We start from the raw sequence: 14,341 nt of genomic DNA, 5'->3' as shown, positions 1-14,341 counted from the left end.
CTAAGGGAGGTGATTTTAGTTGAGTGATAGATTATGTAGTAAAGATGTAGCTGATCTCATGGAGAAAAGACATGATAGGAAATATGTACAAACCATATAAAATCCCTTGCGGTACAGCAATAGCTCACGCTTGCTCACAGATCTTATGGTTTACAAAGGGATCCTTACTTGATGAGAAAGGTGATGAGAAAAGTAGTACATATTCGGATCCGGTAGGAAATGTGGTAAATGTCCGGGTGGAAAAGAATAAGGTTACAAAGAATGACAGGAGACTGGACAGCTATACTCTCAACTATTTCCGTGGGGTAGATGATGGTACAGATACTATTGATCTGGGAATAAAGCTGGGAGTTATTGAACAGTCTAACTCATGGTTTAAGGTTCCTGTTAGTGATGGATCAGAGAAGAAGCTACAGGGCAGAGCTGGAGTAATCAATTACTTTTACAATGATCTGGATGAGTTTGAGTGGTTAAAGGGTAAAGTAAATGAGGTGGCTATGCAGTGAAAGTAAAAGAGTTTATAGAAAAGTTGTCTGATTATGCAGACTTTGATCTTGAGTTTTGCTTTGTAGATGCTACACAGGAACGTTATACTTTGAGATCTCTTGAAGTTACTGAGGTAGCAGATATAGGACATTCTGATAAGGTAATACTTTTATCAGGAAAGGAGAGGAGCTGAGAGGCTCCTCTTTTGTTTTGAGTAAAAAGAAAGTTTCAAAAACCTATATAATATCTATTGACATATTAACTAAAAGGTGTATAATATCTATTGTAAGGAGCAATATATAAAAAAAAATCGGAGGTAAGAGATATGAAATATAAAAATGGTGATGATAACAGATACAGAGTACAGTTTATGGTAGCAACAGAGAAACTTATGGATCAGCTTACAGTTAAAGAGTTTATCTCTTATCTGGAAGAAAATGCAGAGTTTGAAGATTATACAGTAGAGTACATTGACGGAAAATGTGTTAATTGTAGAGCTTATGATCTTAAAGAAGCTGACAGCAATTTACACAAAGAGTTCTTAGTAACAGAGGACGGTAGAGTATTTTACTGGAGATCATTAAATTGTAAGGTTGAGTTAGTAGATCGGGAGGAAAAGATGGAAATTAAAAGATTAAAAAATGCTAAGTTTGGTACAAAGGAGCTCCATGTAGTTGTTACAGGTTGGGCTTTCTATGTAAAAGGTAAGGGCTATATAGCTTATAGCTCAAATAGAGATAAATATGGTATCTTAGCCCCTTATATTCCTTGCGGAGGGAAAAGAGCTTTACAGGCTATCTTAAATGCCGGAGGGTTTACCAGTTTTGAGGGTATGGAATATGTAAAGGAGTTGGGAGCCTGAGGGCTCCCGGAAAGGTGGAAGTTATGATGAGTGTAGATTTAGCTCAGTTATATAAAGCAAATGATAAGAAAAGGGTGTATATCAGAACAGACAAAAATGGTACTAAGTATTTTGCAGATTACACTTGTAAAAGATGCGGCGGTCAGGGAGGATTACCTCAGTGGACTTATACAGGTTATACCTGTTATGAGTGTGGAGGTACAGGAGTAGCCGCTAAGCCTGATATCTATAAAGAGTATACTCCAGAGTATGCGGCTAAGCTGGAGGAGAGAAGAGCAAAGGCAAGAGAGAAGAAACGCCTTGAGCGTATTGAACAGATCAAGAACAAGTTACCAGAGATCTATCAGGATCATGGTTTTAGCTCAGATGGAAAGATCTTTGTAGTGACAGGTAACACTTATGAGATCAGAGAAGAGTTAAAAGCCGCTGGAGCTAAGTGGTTCAGTGCTTTAAGATCTTGGGGATTTACAGAGGATACAGATAAATACCCTACAGTACAGATATCCTTTGATGAGTGTTATACAGTAGATATGGAGACAGGTTGTGTAAATTGGAATTATGAGACAGGTAATGAGGATCTCATAAAGTCTAAGATGCCTAAGGAAGAGGGTAAGCCGGAAAGTGAGTTTATTGGAGCTGTAGGAGATAAGCTCAGTCAGGTAGTAACTTTTGTAAGATATTTTGAGTATGAGAGAAACAGTTATTCAGGATGGGGAAAGGAGCTTGCAAGGATTTATAAGTTTGTAGATGATTCTGGTAATGTCCTGATATGGAATACAAGTAGCTGGAAGAATTTACAGGAGGGTACAAAGTATACTATTAAGGCTAAAGTAAAAGAGCATAATACTTATCAGGGTGAGAAACAGACGATATTAACAAGATGTAATATAGTGGAGGCGGCGTAAGCCCCTCCCGGAAAGGTGGAAGTTATGGCAGTAATGAGTATGAGATGTGTGTTAGGTGCAGTAAATGACAAAACACAGGTAAAAATTTACAGAGGGAGATCTCTTGTTACTAAGGGTAGTTGGTATCAGGATAATATCTTAGAGTATTTAGAGGAGCTGGAAGTAGAGGCAGATCTTGACGCTGTAAATAATGTGTGTAAGGTGAGACTGATAGGGAGGTAAATGTAGTGAGAATCAATGAAAGAGTAGAACTGTATAAGAAAATTTATAAGCAGAGTAAGGCTATTGATCCGGTAGTAAATCTGATGAATAAAATAGATTGGGTTACAGGAGATCCTTTTGAGAAACTGGAGGCACTGAGAGAGCTCAATACAGAGCTCTCAGACCTCTATCAAGTATCTATCCCTGTAATAACAGTTTGGGTAAGAGATGATAACTATGTACAGGCTACAGGGGAGATCTATCTTACTGAGCCTGATCTTGAGAGTTTTTTACATCAATTCAGACATCATTTACAGAATATAGAGCGGCGGTATGAGCGGCGTGGATTGACCTCAGAGGGAGCCGGGAGAGAATACTGGAGAGTTCCATACAAAGATTGTATATACAGAATGTATGGAGAGGATGATGCTATAGCGTGGAGTAAATTTGTGATTGAGGTAGCAGTAAATAAGTAGTATAATGAGGAATATATTGATGGATATACAGGAGGTATAATCTATGAGTAAGAAAATTTTAGCTGTAATGTTATCAGTAGCGTTAAGTGTGCCTTTTGGTACTACGGTAATGGCTCAGGAAGATAACTCAAAAAGAATTGCAGAGATTGAGGCTCAGATTGCAGAATTACAGGCAGAGCTAAAGGAACTGAAAGGGGAAAATGCTGAGAGTGAGGTATTATATCAGGATGATCTCTTAACTATTACCTATGATGGAATGAAAGAGAGCAGTCTGGGATACAAGGTTAATTTTGTAATAGAAAATACCTCAGATCAGAAACTCACGGTACAGGTTAGAGATACATCCATTAACGGGATTATGATAGATCCTATGTGTTCTATAGAGGTTGCTCCGGGAAAGAAAGCTAAGGACGGATTTACAGTCTTTGGGGAAGATGCTGAGGAAAATCCTATGGATGATGTAGAAAATATAGAGACAAAATTCCATATAATCAAGGGTGATGGTTTTTCAGATTACATAGATACAGACAATATTGTGATTAAATAATAGTGAGAAATTTAGGAAGATCTTTAGAGATCTTCCTTTTTTTTTTTTTTTTTTTTGTCTAAAAGTTGAGGGTAATCTGGTTACTACTCTATGAGAAAGGAGTTGAGACAGTAAATGAGAGCTCATTGGAGTGATGGACATTTATACTCAGGAGACAGAGTAAGAAAGCTACAGGTTAAACACTATTTCCTGATAGATACAGGAGCCGGAGAAAAGGTTTTTCTAAACTTATATGATGCCGAGTGTTATTGTATGGATCACAAGCTAAATCCTGATGAGGTTGTTAAGTCAGGAGATCCTGAGACATGGCTCAGAGCGGTAAAGCTGGCACAAGTAAAAGCTATAACATTAAAAGAACAGGGTGAGAGACTGAAAAGGCTCATGGATGAGGCAGACCGGGAGATTGATAGATTGGTAATTATCAGAGATAAACATGAGGAGACTCAGCTAAGAAACTTTGATAGAGAGTTTGATATTGAGCAAGTAAGAAATGCAGTAGCTAAGAGATCCGGGCTGTATGAGGCTTATAAGGATACAATGGACAGACATTTTTACTTTAATCAGATTGTACTCTTAGCAAGAAAGCCCTGAGGAGGTGATAGATATGAGCGTGAATGGTAGATTTAATAACACTGACTGTTTACCAGTGACCGGGAAAGATGGGAAAACTCAGTGGATCTTTAAGTTGGAAGATCTTAAGGAGGTAGTCCCTGAGGATGTATGGGAGGCTATAGAGGGATTTACTGAGGCGGCAAAGGATGAGGCTGTAGATGAGTTTCTGGAGAACTGGGAGAAAGAGGCAGAGGTAGCCGCTGATGGGTATTTATCACTCCTTAGAACTATCAGAGAGGATCTGGAGGATGTTATCAGTAAAGGAGAGTCTGGACTGGGTAAAAAGGAGATCCTGATTAAGTTAAAGCGGATCCGTCAAAATATAAATAATAACTTGTAGGAGGTACAAGATGAGAGACTGTAGTGAATGCTGTAGTGATAAAACAAATTGCGATAGATGTAGAGATAATCCTAAGTATTCAGATTATCCTACAAGTTCTTATTTTTCTAAATATAAACCAGTATGTCCACAGGGGTATACTGATTGTGTATGTGATCCGGCTTATCTTAAGTGTTATCATTCACTGTATTATAAAAATACTTATGGAGATTTAACGCCTGAGGAAGTAGCTAAAAAGAATTGTTCTATAGATGATGATTAAAGAGAGGTATCTGAGATGTATCATATAGATCATGATTGGATCAGTAAGAGAGTAAACGGTCAGGGAGCTTGTTATAGTTATAATTCTTCTAATGGTTTAGCTTTTATCTCATCATAAGCAAAGAGGATTACTCAAAGAGATATAAAGAGCTGGAGAAAACTCTTGAGGATCTGAAAGATAAACTCCTCACACTGGAAGTAAATGAGGATTTACAAAGTATTGAGGAAGTGATACAAAATATAGATAAGGAGATGGAGGAATATCTACAGACTCAATCTTTCAATGAGAGCCGGGTGGAGTTCCTTAACCAGCACCTTACAAAAGTCACAGTAAATAAAGATTCTTTTCTATTAGAGTTTGATCTGATAGGAGGGGCTATACTCACAGGAAAAGACTTTTATCTGTTTGTTGACAATCCGAGAGGGCATTGCGAAAGCGGTGAAGGTTCTTCTGGATGCGCTGGGAGTATGGTGTGTGATCGCAATTTGCGGTAACAATCCAGAAAAAGGAATCAAATACCGGCACACCTGGAATATTGTAAAGATAAATGGCATATATTATCATTTAGATGCCACTTTTGATAACAGTCTGGGAAAAGATCACGAAAACAAGGAAATCCGCTATGACTATTTCAACCTGGATGATCAGCAGATCTTTCGCGATCATGAGCCCTTGATCGCGCCTGCGCCTCATTGCAATGATCATGATCATTTTTACTACAAAGAGAAGAAATTATCATTTACCAAACAGGAGGATGTATACAAGCGGTCTTTGCAGGCTGCTAAGAAAGGAAAGGTGCTTGTTTTTCACTGGCGGGGTGGATACCTGACAAAAGAAGTATTAAATGAGCTTCTTGACCTAATCCGCAAAGCAGGCATGGAAAAAGAGAAAAACGCAATGGTCAGCATAAACTGGCCTCAGGCAGTTCTTCGCGTCCAGTATGCTGACATACAGGTACAGGAGAGTGTTATGCTGGAGGAAGCGAATGAAGGGGAGAAGGAGTGATGAAATGACCCAAGGAATTTTGTGCTGAAACTGTCCAGGTTACTGTTCAGAAAAAATTAAAACATTGTTGAAAGAATTCTATTGTTATATGATTTCGTAAGTGATATACTTAAACACAAGAAGAACCGTGTAAAATTATAGTTTACTTTTTGCGCGGTTTCTTATATATGTGATGGTTAGTTCTAACTAACACTAAGGCGGTTTGAAAGATTATAGCGAAAATATAATCAACAAGCTATAGAACTGTTACTATACCGCTGAAGAAAATTATTTTTGCTATATATATGAAAAATTTTTCGATTATACAAGGAAGGAAAATGTAATGTTAATGAATATTTTTGAAGGTATACTGATTCCATTTGTTGGAACAACACTAGGTGCAGCATGTGTGTTTTTTATGAGAAAAACACTTAGCAAGTCAGTGCAACGTGCACTTGCAGGGTTTGCAGCAGGCATAATGGTTGCTGCTTCAATCTGGAGTCTTCTGATTCCGGCTATTAAACAATCTGAGAGTATGGGAAGATTATCATTTGTTCCGGCAGTTGTTGGGTTCTGGATTGGTATTTTGTTTTTACTAGCGCTCGATCATTTGATTCCACATCTTCATGTTGGAAGTGATCAGGCAGAGGGACCGAAAAGCAAGCTTGGCCGTACAACAATGATGGTGTTGGCTGTTACACTACACAACATCCCTGAAGGTATGGCAGTCGGTGTAATGTATGCAGGATTTCTTGCTGAAAATGCACAGATTACAGCAACAAGTGCACTCGTTTTATCACTTGGAATTGCCATTCAGAATTTTCCGGAAGGAGCGATTATATCCATGCCGCTTAGGGCAGAGGGCGAAAGCAAGGGAAAGGCATTTCTCGGAGGTGTACTTTCAGGAGTGGTTGAACCGATTGGAGCAGTACTGACGATTCTTGCTGCACAGCTGATAATCCCGGCATTACCATATTTACTGAGCTTTGCAGCAGGAGCCATGTTATATGTTGTGGTTGAAGAACTAATTCCGGAAATGTCGCAGGGACAGCACTCGAATATTGGTACGCTTTTCTTTGCACTTGGATTTAGTTTGATGATGATCCTAGATGTGGCATTAGGGTAAGAGGCGAGAAATGATTCTTAGCGATTATGCTGGCAGTTACATTTGAAAGCAGTTTTGGAGATAAATTTATGTATCAACATGCTATGAAGGCACCAGATGAAATGAGGGAATTGCATAAGCAGTTTTATGCTTATATGAAAAGAATGAAGAAATGCGGATGCAAGGCGAAAAGGTACAGTGATTGGAGAAAAAAGCATGAAAAATGAAGAATATAAAAAATGTCAATTAAAGAATTTACAAAAGCAGCAGGAAGATATGAAAGTAGCCATGCTGGTATTTACGAAATGTGCAAGAAAGATTATCCGGATCCACAGGCATTTTTTGACAGTGTGAAGAGATGTCTTCGCCCAAATGGAAGGTTGGTTCTTAGAGATGTGACCAGTGACAACAAAGTATTGGTATGGCTAATGAATACATTGGAAATGCCGTTGGCAAATATATGCGGACATGGAGATGTCCAGGTGCCAACAAGAGATGTGGTCATAAAATGTTGCAAAAAAGCAGGATTAAAAGTAGAAAAATTTGAAATTCGTAAAGGTATGCGAATGCATTGTGTTGTGAGAAAACCTATGGGAAAGGCGATAGGAAATGAAAGATAAGTATCTTAGGGAAACACGAATGGTTGATTTTTCTAATCCGGCAATTCAAAATCTTATTCAAAATATGAAATGGAAGGAAATGGGTGAATTTGAAAGGATTAAGGCAATCTACAACTATGTAAGAGATGATGTTTTATTTGGATATAATATTGATGACGGAATTTCAGCTTCAAAAGTACTTGCAGATGGTTATGGACAATGTAATACAAAAGGAACTTTATTTATGGCACTTTTACGTGCCTGCAATATTCCATGCAGAGTACATGGTTTTACGATTGATAAAAGATTGCAGAAAGGGGCTATGACAGGGTTTGTTTACCGTAATGCTCCAAAAAGTATTTTCCATAGCTGGGTAGAAATTAATTTCGAAAATCAGTGGTACGAACTGGAAGCTTTCATTTTGGATAAAACCTACATAAAGAAGTTACAGGAACAAAATTCGGAATGTACAGGTGCATTTTGCGGTTATGGAGTAGCAGTCAAGGATTTCAGAAATCTCATTATTGAGTTTGATAGGAACAATACTTATATTCAGAGCGAGGGAATCAATCAGGATTTTGGTGTTTATGATTGTCCAGATGAACTGTTGAAGGAACATCATCAAGAAATTTCAGCCTTTAAAGCATTTGCTTATAGACATATTGGAAGACACCTCATGAATCGTAATGTCAGGAAGATTAGAGAACGATAGTTTTAAGCTTTTAGAATTAAAATTAAATTTGGAGGGTAATATGGCAGACAAAATACAAAATGCTTATGAAACATCAAAAAATATATATGACGATGTTCTTACGCAAAGAAATATTTTCAGCAAACTGTATATTAAGTTATTTTGGAGTGGCACTGATGATAATGATATAGCACGAAAAGTTTTAGCATATGTTCCTGATGACTTTTCAGGAAATCTTCTTGATGTTCCGGTTGGAACTGCTGTATTTACGGAAAACAAATGGAGTTCCTTGAAAAATGCACATATTACTTGCCTTGATTACAGCATAGATATGCTTGACCAAGCCAGAAAAAGACTTGGTAGTCATGCACATATCAAATGTATTCAGCGGAAAAGATACTGGCAGCGCCTCCCGTAATCATCAGGGGTAACTTTCATCTTCTCACCCCCTTTCCGTGGGGAGTGAGCAGGATGATCCTGTCCGTTGTCAGGGGCCTATGCTGGCCCTGGTCTGCTGACCGCCTCCTTTTCCATCTGATTTTTTGCCGGAAATGACAATCCGCGAAAATCGACAAAAATCGCCCGGCAGGTCGTAAACCTACTGGGCGACGATTTGAAGCGTTTTGTTGTTTTGAAGATTCCATAAAGATTTGAAAAATGGACGGACATAAAAGACGTCCATTACACTATCGGAAAATCAGCAAGGAAGTTTCATAGTAACCTTTGCGCCGCCGGTTTCTTTTGAATTTTCTAAAATAAGCTGACCATTATGTTGTTCCATAATCGAATTTGTAATATATAGACCCATACCAAAGTGTAACTTTGAATTGCGGCTTTGATCGCCCATATAGAACCGTTCCTGTGCGTGGCATAATGCCTCTTTAGAAAACCCCGTTCCCTCGTCTGTGACTGAAATTTCCACGAAACCGTTGTTACTCTGAACATCCACATAAAGCGTTCCGCCTTGCGGGGAGTAGTCCAGCCCATTACTGATAACATTCATAATAGCATGTTCTATCAGCACCTTATCAAATTTCAGCATTTGAGGGAGTGAAACAGTATTCATTTGCAGCCGGATTTCTTTTGTCTGGCATAGTGATTCCATATAACCGAACAAGTGCTGCATGAACGCTGGCAAGTCTATACTTTCAATATGGAGCTGATAACCAACCGCCGCCCGTGATATATCAATCAAGGTTTGAATATATGACTGCATCTGGCCGGAGCTTTCCACGACGTAACCAGCGTATAATCGTTGCTCATCATCAAGATTTGTTTCTGTGAGTAAATCAGCATTTCCTTGAATAACCGTCAGAGGCGTTTTCAAATCATGGGCAAGCGCGGCGATTTGCTCTTTCTGTGTCTGTTCGGTTTTCCATTGCCGTTCTAACGAAATTTTCAGATTATCTTTCATATCTGAAAAAGATGCAAGGACATCTTCAAACTCTTTGATTTTGGCGTGTCCTACTTCAAAATCAAGGTTTTGCTTTGAAACCTCCGCAGTTGCTTCAAAAAGCGGGGTCAGTTGTGTACGCAGGTTCTTAGCAAATCTGGCGGTCAGTATGATAATGACCAGCAGCGAATTTACAGCCATCAGGATAAGCGCAAGCGTGTCAGGAGATGGAAAATATTCCGGTAGCCATGACACTGTAAATTGAGAACTAATATAATACCTTAAAACGCAAAATTCGTTTTCCCGGACAACAAGTGCAAACTCCCTCCCCGTAGCATATTCAATATATTCTCCCTTTGCATACAGCAGGGCAATTTCTTTTTCATCATCGTCCATATTGCTGTAAAGCTCATTAAAGTTCTTGTCCAGAATTAAGTAGCCGCATCCCTGTGGAATCACAACCTTTGTAATATCCGGGGCAATCGTCAGCGTTGGAATGATCTCTTTTACCTGCAATTCACTTAGATTTGCTCTTGTAGCTAATCCAGCATTTACAGCAAGTCCCTCCAAACCAGAAGGGACAATAATTGCCGCTACCAGCATGACAATGAGGGAGATAGCAAACTGGCGAAACAATATTTTCAATGTAGGTTTCTTTTTCACTCCCATTTATATCCTATCCCCCATACGGTGCTGATCGGACTTATTTTGAAATGCTCCAATTTCGCACGAATATTTTTTATATGCGTTGAGATCGTAGAGTTATCGCCTATTCCATCAAACCCGAAAACGGCTTCATAGATTTGTTCTTTTGTAAAAACCTGTCCCCGGTTTTTCGCAAGGTATTCACAGATTGAATACTCGCTTTTGGTAAGGGGAACCGGCTGTTCTGAAACATACAGTACCTTTGCGGAAAGGTCAAATCTTATATCAGGCTCAAATGAAAGTGTGCTGTGATGCTCCCTTTTTTCTCTGCGTAAATGTGCCGCGACACGGGCGCGAAGCTCCTGAATACGAAAAGGTTTCGTAATATAATCATCCGCACCGATGCCTAATCCAAACAATATATCTTCCTCTAATGTCTTTGCGGTCAGAAAGAGAATCGGGCAGTCTACCATATTCCTGATCTGTTTGCAAAACTCAAACCCGTCTGTGCCAGGCATCATCACATCCAAAAGAATGAGGTCATAGAAATGCAGCTTTTTGATGTCTACATCATCCGCATTTTGACAGACTGTTATCAAATATCCATCTTTCCCCAAACTGTTCTTAATCAATTCCAAGATAGAAACTTCATCGTCAACTACAAGTAAGTGGGTCAAAAAATCACCTCCCGCCCCATTATACCACATTGTCGAGGTTACTCATCATTATTTTTAATGTCAGCTTTCCGATATTCATTGTTGATATTTACAGCTACGGCATTGCTTATATCCACATCCACAATACTGTAAACGTAGCCGAAACTGAAATCTTCCCCCGCCACATTTTTGAAGCGTTTCGATACCTGCCCGATTTCTTCTTGCAGTTCTGACATTTCAAGACATTCATCCGTTATGGTATATGTCAGGCCGTTATATGAAATTTCATCATAGTTTGCGGCGTTCAGCTCATAATACGGCAGAGATTCATTTAACGCCTTATTTTTATCGGCGGTATCGCGGAGCGCACCGCAGGCCGATAAGCATATAAGACTTACAAGCACAATTACCACGGCAAACAGGCACTTTTTATTCACTGTTTTTACCTCCCTCCCAACCATGAAACCAAACCAAACTGGCAATCAGCAGACAAACAGTGCAGCATACAGAAATAATCATACCGCTGAAAAAATCGGTTTTTACCTGTGCATACAGTTGGGGGCTATCCCATGCAAGCACAGTGTAATCCATAGCACGAACGCCCCAGGCCCAGGGAATATATTTCCATGTAGCGTCACCAAGCCCTGTTATCATAAGGGCAGCTATTAAACTCCCTGCAATTCCCAATCCCATAGATGCACCTTTTCCGAAGCTCATTCCCACAAACAAATGAATCAGGTAAATGGGAAGCATGGTAATCAACAATAGAATCCCTGCTTTCAGGTAAAGGCTTGCCGGAGCATCCCTATATAGTGCAGCGAATGTTCCTAACGCTAAAAATGTTGCGCCAAAAGCACAGATCATCAGAAAACCAAGTTTACCAATATACGTTGCCATGCGAGATGGGATTGTTCCCAACAAAAGCTGATAATGCCCGGCCTGATTTTCGATCTGAACAACCAGGCCCACAATAATGCCGATCAGAAACGGGAACGCAACGGCCAGCACTTCCAGATAGGCACTGATTTTGGTTGCCAGTTCCCATCTGGATATATGATAGTAACCCGCAAAAATCGCCGCACATATAATCGGAATCATGCTGTGCATATAGAGCAAAATGCTATGTTTACACTTCTGATATTCTGCTTTCCAGCAGCGAACCACAGATACCATAGTTACCCCACCTCCTTTTTCTCAAACCATCTTGCAGTTAAAAATGACAGCGCCGCAAACCAGGCCAGCGAAATGACCAATACAAGTATAATCATCCAAAATGCCATTGCCGTACTCTGATCTGCAACCGGCTCACCATTAGGCAAAATACCTAACACGGAAATCATAAGATGCGGCACCCAGCTATACGGGCAGATCATCCACAAAGAGGTTGTAGCCGTGAAAATCCCTAAAACGCTTCCAAGTCCGGCATTAAGAATAACCGTGACAAAGATACCAACTTTTTTTGATAACCATAAGCACAGCGGAACTTCCCATAGGCTTGCAATGACAATACAAGCTGTTCCGGCCGCAGCCTGCCAAATTCCGATTGTCAGGGGAATTTCGTTGATAACTAATATTGCAAAACCGCCCAACAGATTTAGCGCCAGGAAAATGAAATTCCCCACACAGGAGTAAATACCGGCCACTCCAATTTTTGCTTTCCAGACTTTGTTCTGCGAAACAGGCAATGAAGCAACGGCACGATATTTTAGTTTGCCATTATCCCGCTGTTCAATCAAGGCACAGGTGAGCGTAAGGAATCCAGGATAAAGCAGGATATACCACCAATTATAAGAATTGAGCTGGAACCAAAGAGGGGCAAAAAAGTTCATAAGCGCAGTTACAAACGGGGCCAGAACGATCAGCGTTTTTGTGAAAGTTCTCTTATGCTTTAGGTTCTCTGCCTGAATATATGCCATCTCCATTTAATATCCCTCCTTACCATTTCTGCGAATAACATCCATAAAGAGTTGTTCCAAATCTTCACCGGCGCGAAGCTCTCCCTCATATCCAAGGACGCCGCCAGCAATGATACCCACATGATCTGCAATCTGCTGGACTTCTGACAGAATATGGCTGGACAAAATAACTGTAATCCCTTTGCAGGGAAAAGAGCGAATTAACTCTCGAAGTTCCTCAATCCCTAAAGGGTCAAGGCCGTTAGTCGGTTCATCCAGAATCAAAAGCTGGGGACTGTTCAGCAATGCAATAGCAATACCAAGCCGCTGCTTCATACCAAGAGAAAACTGCCCGGCCCGTTTCTTGCCGGTATTCGTGAGCTGGACAATTTGCAATACCTCGTTAATTCGTGCATCGTCCAGGCCGAGCAATGTAGTTCTGACTTTGAGATTTTCGTATGCAGTCAGATTTTCGTAAAGCGGGGGCATCTCAATCAAAGCACCGATATGCTCCAGATCATTCCGCTTCCACGGGTGGCCGTCAAACTCGATGCTTCCCGATGTGGGGCGCAAAATGCCGGTGAGCATTTTTAAGATCGTGGATTTGCCAGCCCCATTCGGCCCCAGCAGACCATAAACCGAGTTGCGCCGGATGTTCAGTGACACATTGTTTACCGCCATTTGCCCCTTGAAATTTTTGCAGAGGTCAGTCGTTTTCAAAATCATATCCATATAATCAAGTCCTTTCTTTGATTTTACGGATAGCATACCGGGCAATTTTGAAGATTTCATAAAGATTCCCGAAAACAGAATATGAACAATACACCGTAACCGTGGAGCATATCGCAACAAAGCACCAACCTACGCATTTAGGGCCTTAAAAAGCCCTATATTTCAAGGTTTTTCCCGCATAGTCGGCGGGGTATGTGAGTATTTTATCCTATCCCCGCCATAGTGCCGCTCTAAATGCGTAGAATTTACCAGCAGAAAATCGCCGGTTTCTCTGGCTCCATACTCCCAGATATGGTATCATGGAAAAAATCAATCTGACGGGGGTATCAGGATGGACGGACAAGAAAAGCTGCTGGACTATGAAACAATCAAAGCCGCCGTTGCCGGTGAGAAGTGGGCCACAGAAAAGGTGCTGGCCCACTATGCGGACTACATCGACGAGCTTTCCACGGTGGAGATCAGGCAGCCGGGCGGCAAAGTGAAAAAAGTCATTGACGAGGATATGCGGCAGCACATTTCCTTAAAGCTGCTGGAAGCGTTGCCGAGCTTCCCGCTGGAACAAGAATAACGATCAAGAGGGCTGCACCCTCTTACGCCGCTTTGCGGCTATCACCTGCACACCCCCGAAACAGATACACCCGCTGCGCGTCTGTACCTGTTTCGGGGGCTAATAATGACTGTAACCTACGCCTTTCGGGGCTGATAACCGCCAGTTTCAAGGCTTCTCCCGCACGTTTGCAGAGGTGGGCGAATACTTTATCCTATCCCAGTCAATACTGGGTTCTAAATGCGTAGGAACAGGCAAAAAGAAAAGACGCCGGACGCAAGCGGCCACATATCCCCGTCCATACCCGGCATGGCTGCGGTGATCTTGCCTATCGTCCTGCGTCGGTCTGCGTTGTGGTACATACAGATCAAATTTTCTTCTTCCACGGTAAAGTGCATCATTC

The 14,341-nt window shown here is 40.7% G+C and carries 22 protein-coding genes and 1 pseudogene; 16 read left to right on the top strand and 7 right to left on the bottom strand.

Annotated elements, in window-relative coordinates; translation table 11 throughout:
• Positions 1-71: 71 nt before the first annotated feature.
• From I4V84_RS05605 to I4V84_RS05535, 15 genes are all read left to right on the top strand, one after another.
• Positions 72-506, top strand: coding sequence for a hypothetical protein (locus tag I4V84_RS05605; protein ID WP_195991392.1), 435 nt, complete (start codon positions 72-74; stop codon positions 504-506).
• A complete protein-coding gene (locus I4V84_RS05600; protein ID WP_195991391.1) occupies positions 503-679 on the top strand; it encodes a hypothetical protein in 177 nt (58 codons plus the stop codon). The genes I4V84_RS05605 and I4V84_RS05600 overlap by 4 nt, the downstream gene beginning before the upstream one ends.
• Before the next feature lie 132 nt (positions 680-811).
• Positions 812-1,348: a hypothetical protein gene (locus I4V84_RS19855; protein WP_243284033.1), complete on the top strand. Its 537-nt coding sequence runs from the start codon at positions 812-814 to the stop codon at positions 1,346-1,348.
• A 23-nt stretch (positions 1,349-1,371) separates the two neighbouring features.
• Positions 1,372-2,253: a hypothetical protein gene (locus tag I4V84_RS05590; RefSeq protein ID WP_243284032.1), complete on the top strand. Its 882-nt coding sequence runs from the start codon at positions 1,372-1,374 to the stop codon at positions 2,251-2,253.
• Between the two features lie 24 nt (positions 2,254-2,277).
• Complete coding sequence (locus tag I4V84_RS05585; protein ID WP_195991390.1) at positions 2,278-2,475, top strand: hypothetical protein; 198 nt, start codon at positions 2,278-2,280, stop codon at positions 2,473-2,475.
• Positions 2,476-2,480: 5 nt separating this feature from the next.
• Entirely contained in the window at positions 2,481-2,930 is a 450-nt protein-coding gene (locus I4V84_RS05580; RefSeq protein WP_195991389.1) for a hypothetical protein, read from the top strand.
• Positions 2,931-2,973: 43 nt separating this feature from the next.
• Positions 2,974-3,477 carry a hypothetical protein gene (locus I4V84_RS05575; RefSeq protein ID WP_195991388.1) on the top strand — a complete coding sequence of 168 codons (504 nt, stop codon included), beginning with the start codon at positions 2,974-2,976 and terminating at the stop codon, positions 3,475-3,477.
• A gap of 114 nt (positions 3,478-3,591) precedes the next feature.
• Complete coding sequence (locus I4V84_RS05570) at positions 3,592-4,068, top strand: hypothetical protein (RefSeq protein WP_195991387.1); 477 nt, start codon at positions 3,592-3,594, stop codon at positions 4,066-4,068.
• Positions 4,069-4,081: 13 nt separating this feature from the next.
• On the top strand, positions 4,082-4,429 hold the full coding sequence (locus I4V84_RS05565) for a hypothetical protein (protein WP_195991386.1): 348 nt from the start codon (positions 4,082-4,084) through the stop codon (positions 4,427-4,429).
• Between the two features lie 10 nt (positions 4,430-4,439).
• A complete protein-coding gene (locus tag I4V84_RS05560) occupies positions 4,440-4,691 on the top strand; it encodes a hypothetical protein (protein ID WP_195991385.1) in 252 nt (83 codons plus the stop codon).
• 405 nt (positions 4,692-5,096) lie between these two features.
• On the top strand, positions 5,097-5,696 hold the full coding sequence (locus I4V84_RS05555) for a hypothetical protein (protein ID WP_334286021.1): 600 nt from the start codon (positions 5,097-5,099) through the stop codon (positions 5,694-5,696).
• A 322-nt stretch (positions 5,697-6,018) separates the two neighbouring features.
• Entirely contained in the window at positions 6,019-6,801 is a 783-nt protein-coding gene (locus I4V84_RS05550) for a ZIP family metal transporter (RefSeq protein WP_195991384.1), read from the top strand.
• Between the two features lie 218 nt (positions 6,802-7,019).
• Positions 7,020-7,400, top strand: coding sequence for a class I SAM-dependent methyltransferase (locus I4V84_RS05545; RefSeq protein ID WP_226838170.1), 381 nt, complete (start codon positions 7,020-7,022; stop codon positions 7,398-7,400).
• Positions 7,390-8,091 carry a transglutaminase family protein gene (locus I4V84_RS05540; protein ID WP_195392282.1) on the top strand — a complete coding sequence of 234 codons (702 nt, stop codon included), beginning with the start codon at positions 7,390-7,392 and terminating at the stop codon, positions 8,089-8,091. The genes I4V84_RS05545 and I4V84_RS05540 overlap by 11 nt, the downstream gene beginning before the upstream one ends.
• Before the next feature lie 40 nt (positions 8,092-8,131).
• The gene (locus tag I4V84_RS05535; RefSeq protein ID WP_204453886.1) at positions 8,132-8,488 is read left to right on the top strand and encodes a hypothetical protein; all 357 of its coding nucleotides are present in this window, start codon (positions 8,132-8,134) and stop codon (positions 8,486-8,488) included.
• Positions 8,489-8,767: 279 nt separating this feature from the next.
• Here I4V84_RS05535 and I4V84_RS05530 read toward each other — a convergent pair whose 3' ends face one another.
• Genes I4V84_RS05530 through I4V84_RS05505 form a run of 6 tightly spaced genes read right to left on the bottom strand, consistent with a single transcriptional unit; the run spans position 8,768 to position 13,391 of the window.
• On the bottom strand, positions 8,768-10,132 hold the full coding sequence (locus tag I4V84_RS05530; protein WP_195991383.1) for a HAMP domain-containing sensor histidine kinase: 1,365 nt from the start codon (positions 10,130-10,132) through the stop codon (positions 8,768-8,770).
• A complete protein-coding gene (locus I4V84_RS05525) occupies positions 10,123-10,785 on the bottom strand; it encodes a response regulator transcription factor (protein ID WP_055056575.1) in 663 nt (220 codons plus the stop codon). The genes I4V84_RS05530 and I4V84_RS05525 overlap by 10 nt, the downstream gene beginning before the upstream one ends.
• Positions 10,786-10,823: 38 nt before the next feature.
• Complete coding sequence (locus I4V84_RS05520; protein WP_025580194.1) at positions 10,824-11,201, bottom strand: NisI/SpaI family lantibiotic immunity lipoprotein; 378 nt, start codon at positions 11,199-11,201, stop codon at positions 10,824-10,826.
• A complete protein-coding gene (locus I4V84_RS05515) occupies positions 11,194-11,937 on the bottom strand; it encodes a lantibiotic immunity ABC transporter MutG family permease subunit (RefSeq protein ID WP_025580193.1) in 744 nt (247 codons plus the stop codon). Before I4V84_RS05515 ends, I4V84_RS05520 begins: the two co-directional genes overlap by 8 nt.
• Before the next feature lie 2 nt (positions 11,938-11,939).
• Entirely contained in the window at positions 11,940-12,686 is a 747-nt protein-coding gene (locus tag I4V84_RS05510; RefSeq protein WP_008705323.1) for a lantibiotic immunity ABC transporter MutE/EpiE family permease subunit, read from the bottom strand.
• The gene (locus I4V84_RS05505) at positions 12,687-13,391 is read right to left on the bottom strand and encodes a lantibiotic protection ABC transporter ATP-binding protein (protein WP_025580190.1); all 705 of its coding nucleotides are present in this window, start codon (positions 13,389-13,391) and stop codon (positions 12,687-12,689) included.
• A 331-nt stretch (positions 13,392-13,722) separates the two neighbouring features.
• Here I4V84_RS05505 and I4V84_RS05500 point away from each other — a divergent pair, with 331 nt between their 5' ends.
• Positions 13,723-13,959, top strand: a complete 237-nt coding sequence (locus tag I4V84_RS05500; RefSeq protein ID WP_118064609.1) for a helix-turn-helix domain-containing protein — start codon at positions 13,723-13,725, stop codon at positions 13,957-13,959.
• 254 nt (positions 13,960-14,213) lie between these two features.
• On the opposite strand, the pseudogene I4V84_RS05495 reads toward I4V84_RS05500, so the two are convergent.
• A pseudogene (locus tag I4V84_RS05495) lies at positions 14,214-14,336 on the bottom strand (transposon-transfer assisting family protein); the annotation flags it as partial.
• Between the last annotated feature and the right edge of the window lie 5 nt (positions 14,337-14,341).

Origin of the sequence: Ruminococcus sp. 1001713B170207_170306_F1 (assembly GCF_015668065.1) — a bacterium.
Lineage (GTDB): Bacteria > Bacillota > Clostridia > Lachnospirales > Lachnospiraceae > Blautia_A > Blautia_A faecis.
Note: the sequence above shows the minus strand (reverse complement) of the source record. Positions and strands in the feature narration are given on the sequence as shown.

Coding starts and splice junctions, on each gene's coding strand:
- I4V84_RS05585 (WP_195991390.1), top strand. CDS start 2,278: ATGGCAGTAATGAGTATGAGATGTGTGTTAGGTGCAGTAAATGACAAA.
- I4V84_RS05510 (WP_008705323.1), bottom strand. CDS start 12,686: ATGGAGATGGCATATATTCAGGCAGAGAACCTAAAGCATAAGAGAACT.
- I4V84_RS05550 (WP_195991384.1), top strand. CDS start 6,019: ATGTTAATGAATATTTTTGAAGGTATACTGATTCCATTTGTTGGAACA.
- I4V84_RS05575 (WP_195991388.1), top strand. CDS start 2,974: ATGAGTAAGAAAATTTTAGCTGTAATGTTATCAGTAGCGTTAAGTGTG.
- I4V84_RS05570 (WP_195991387.1), top strand. CDS start 3,592: ATGAGAGCTCATTGGAGTGATGGACATTTATACTCAGGAGACAGAGTA.
- I4V84_RS19855 (WP_243284033.1), top strand. CDS start 812: ATGAAATATAAAAATGGTGATGATAACAGATACAGAGTACAGTTTATG.
- I4V84_RS05530 (WP_195991383.1), bottom strand. CDS start 10,132: ATGGGAGTGAAAAAGAAACCTACATTGAAAATATTGTTTCGCCAGTTT.
- I4V84_RS05545 (WP_226838170.1), top strand. CDS start 7,020: ATGTCAATTAAAGAATTTACAAAAGCAGCAGGAAGATATGAAAGTAGC.
- I4V84_RS05505 (WP_025580190.1), bottom strand. CDS start 13,391: ATGGATATGATTTTGAAAACGACTGACCTCTGCAAAAATTTCAAGGGG.
- I4V84_RS05515 (WP_025580193.1), bottom strand. CDS start 11,937: ATGGTATCTGTGGTTCGCTGCTGGAAAGCAGAATATCAGAAGTGTAAA.
- I4V84_RS05565 (WP_195991386.1), top strand. CDS start 4,082: ATGAGCGTGAATGGTAGATTTAATAACACTGACTGTTTACCAGTGACC.
- I4V84_RS05535 (WP_204453886.1), top strand. CDS start 8,132: ATGGCAGACAAAATACAAAATGCTTATGAAACATCAAAAAATATATAT.
- I4V84_RS05500 (WP_118064609.1), top strand. CDS start 13,723: ATGGACGGACAAGAAAAGCTGCTGGACTATGAAACAATCAAAGCCGCC.
- I4V84_RS05560 (WP_195991385.1), top strand. CDS start 4,440: ATGAGAGACTGTAGTGAATGCTGTAGTGATAAAACAAATTGCGATAGA.
- I4V84_RS05540 (WP_195392282.1), top strand. CDS start 7,390: ATGAAAGATAAGTATCTTAGGGAAACACGAATGGTTGATTTTTCTAAT.
- I4V84_RS05590 (WP_243284032.1), top strand. CDS start 1,372: ATGATGAGTGTAGATTTAGCTCAGTTATATAAAGCAAATGATAAGAAA.
- I4V84_RS05605 (WP_195991392.1), top strand. CDS start 72: ATGATAGGAAATATGTACAAACCATATAAAATCCCTTGCGGTACAGCA.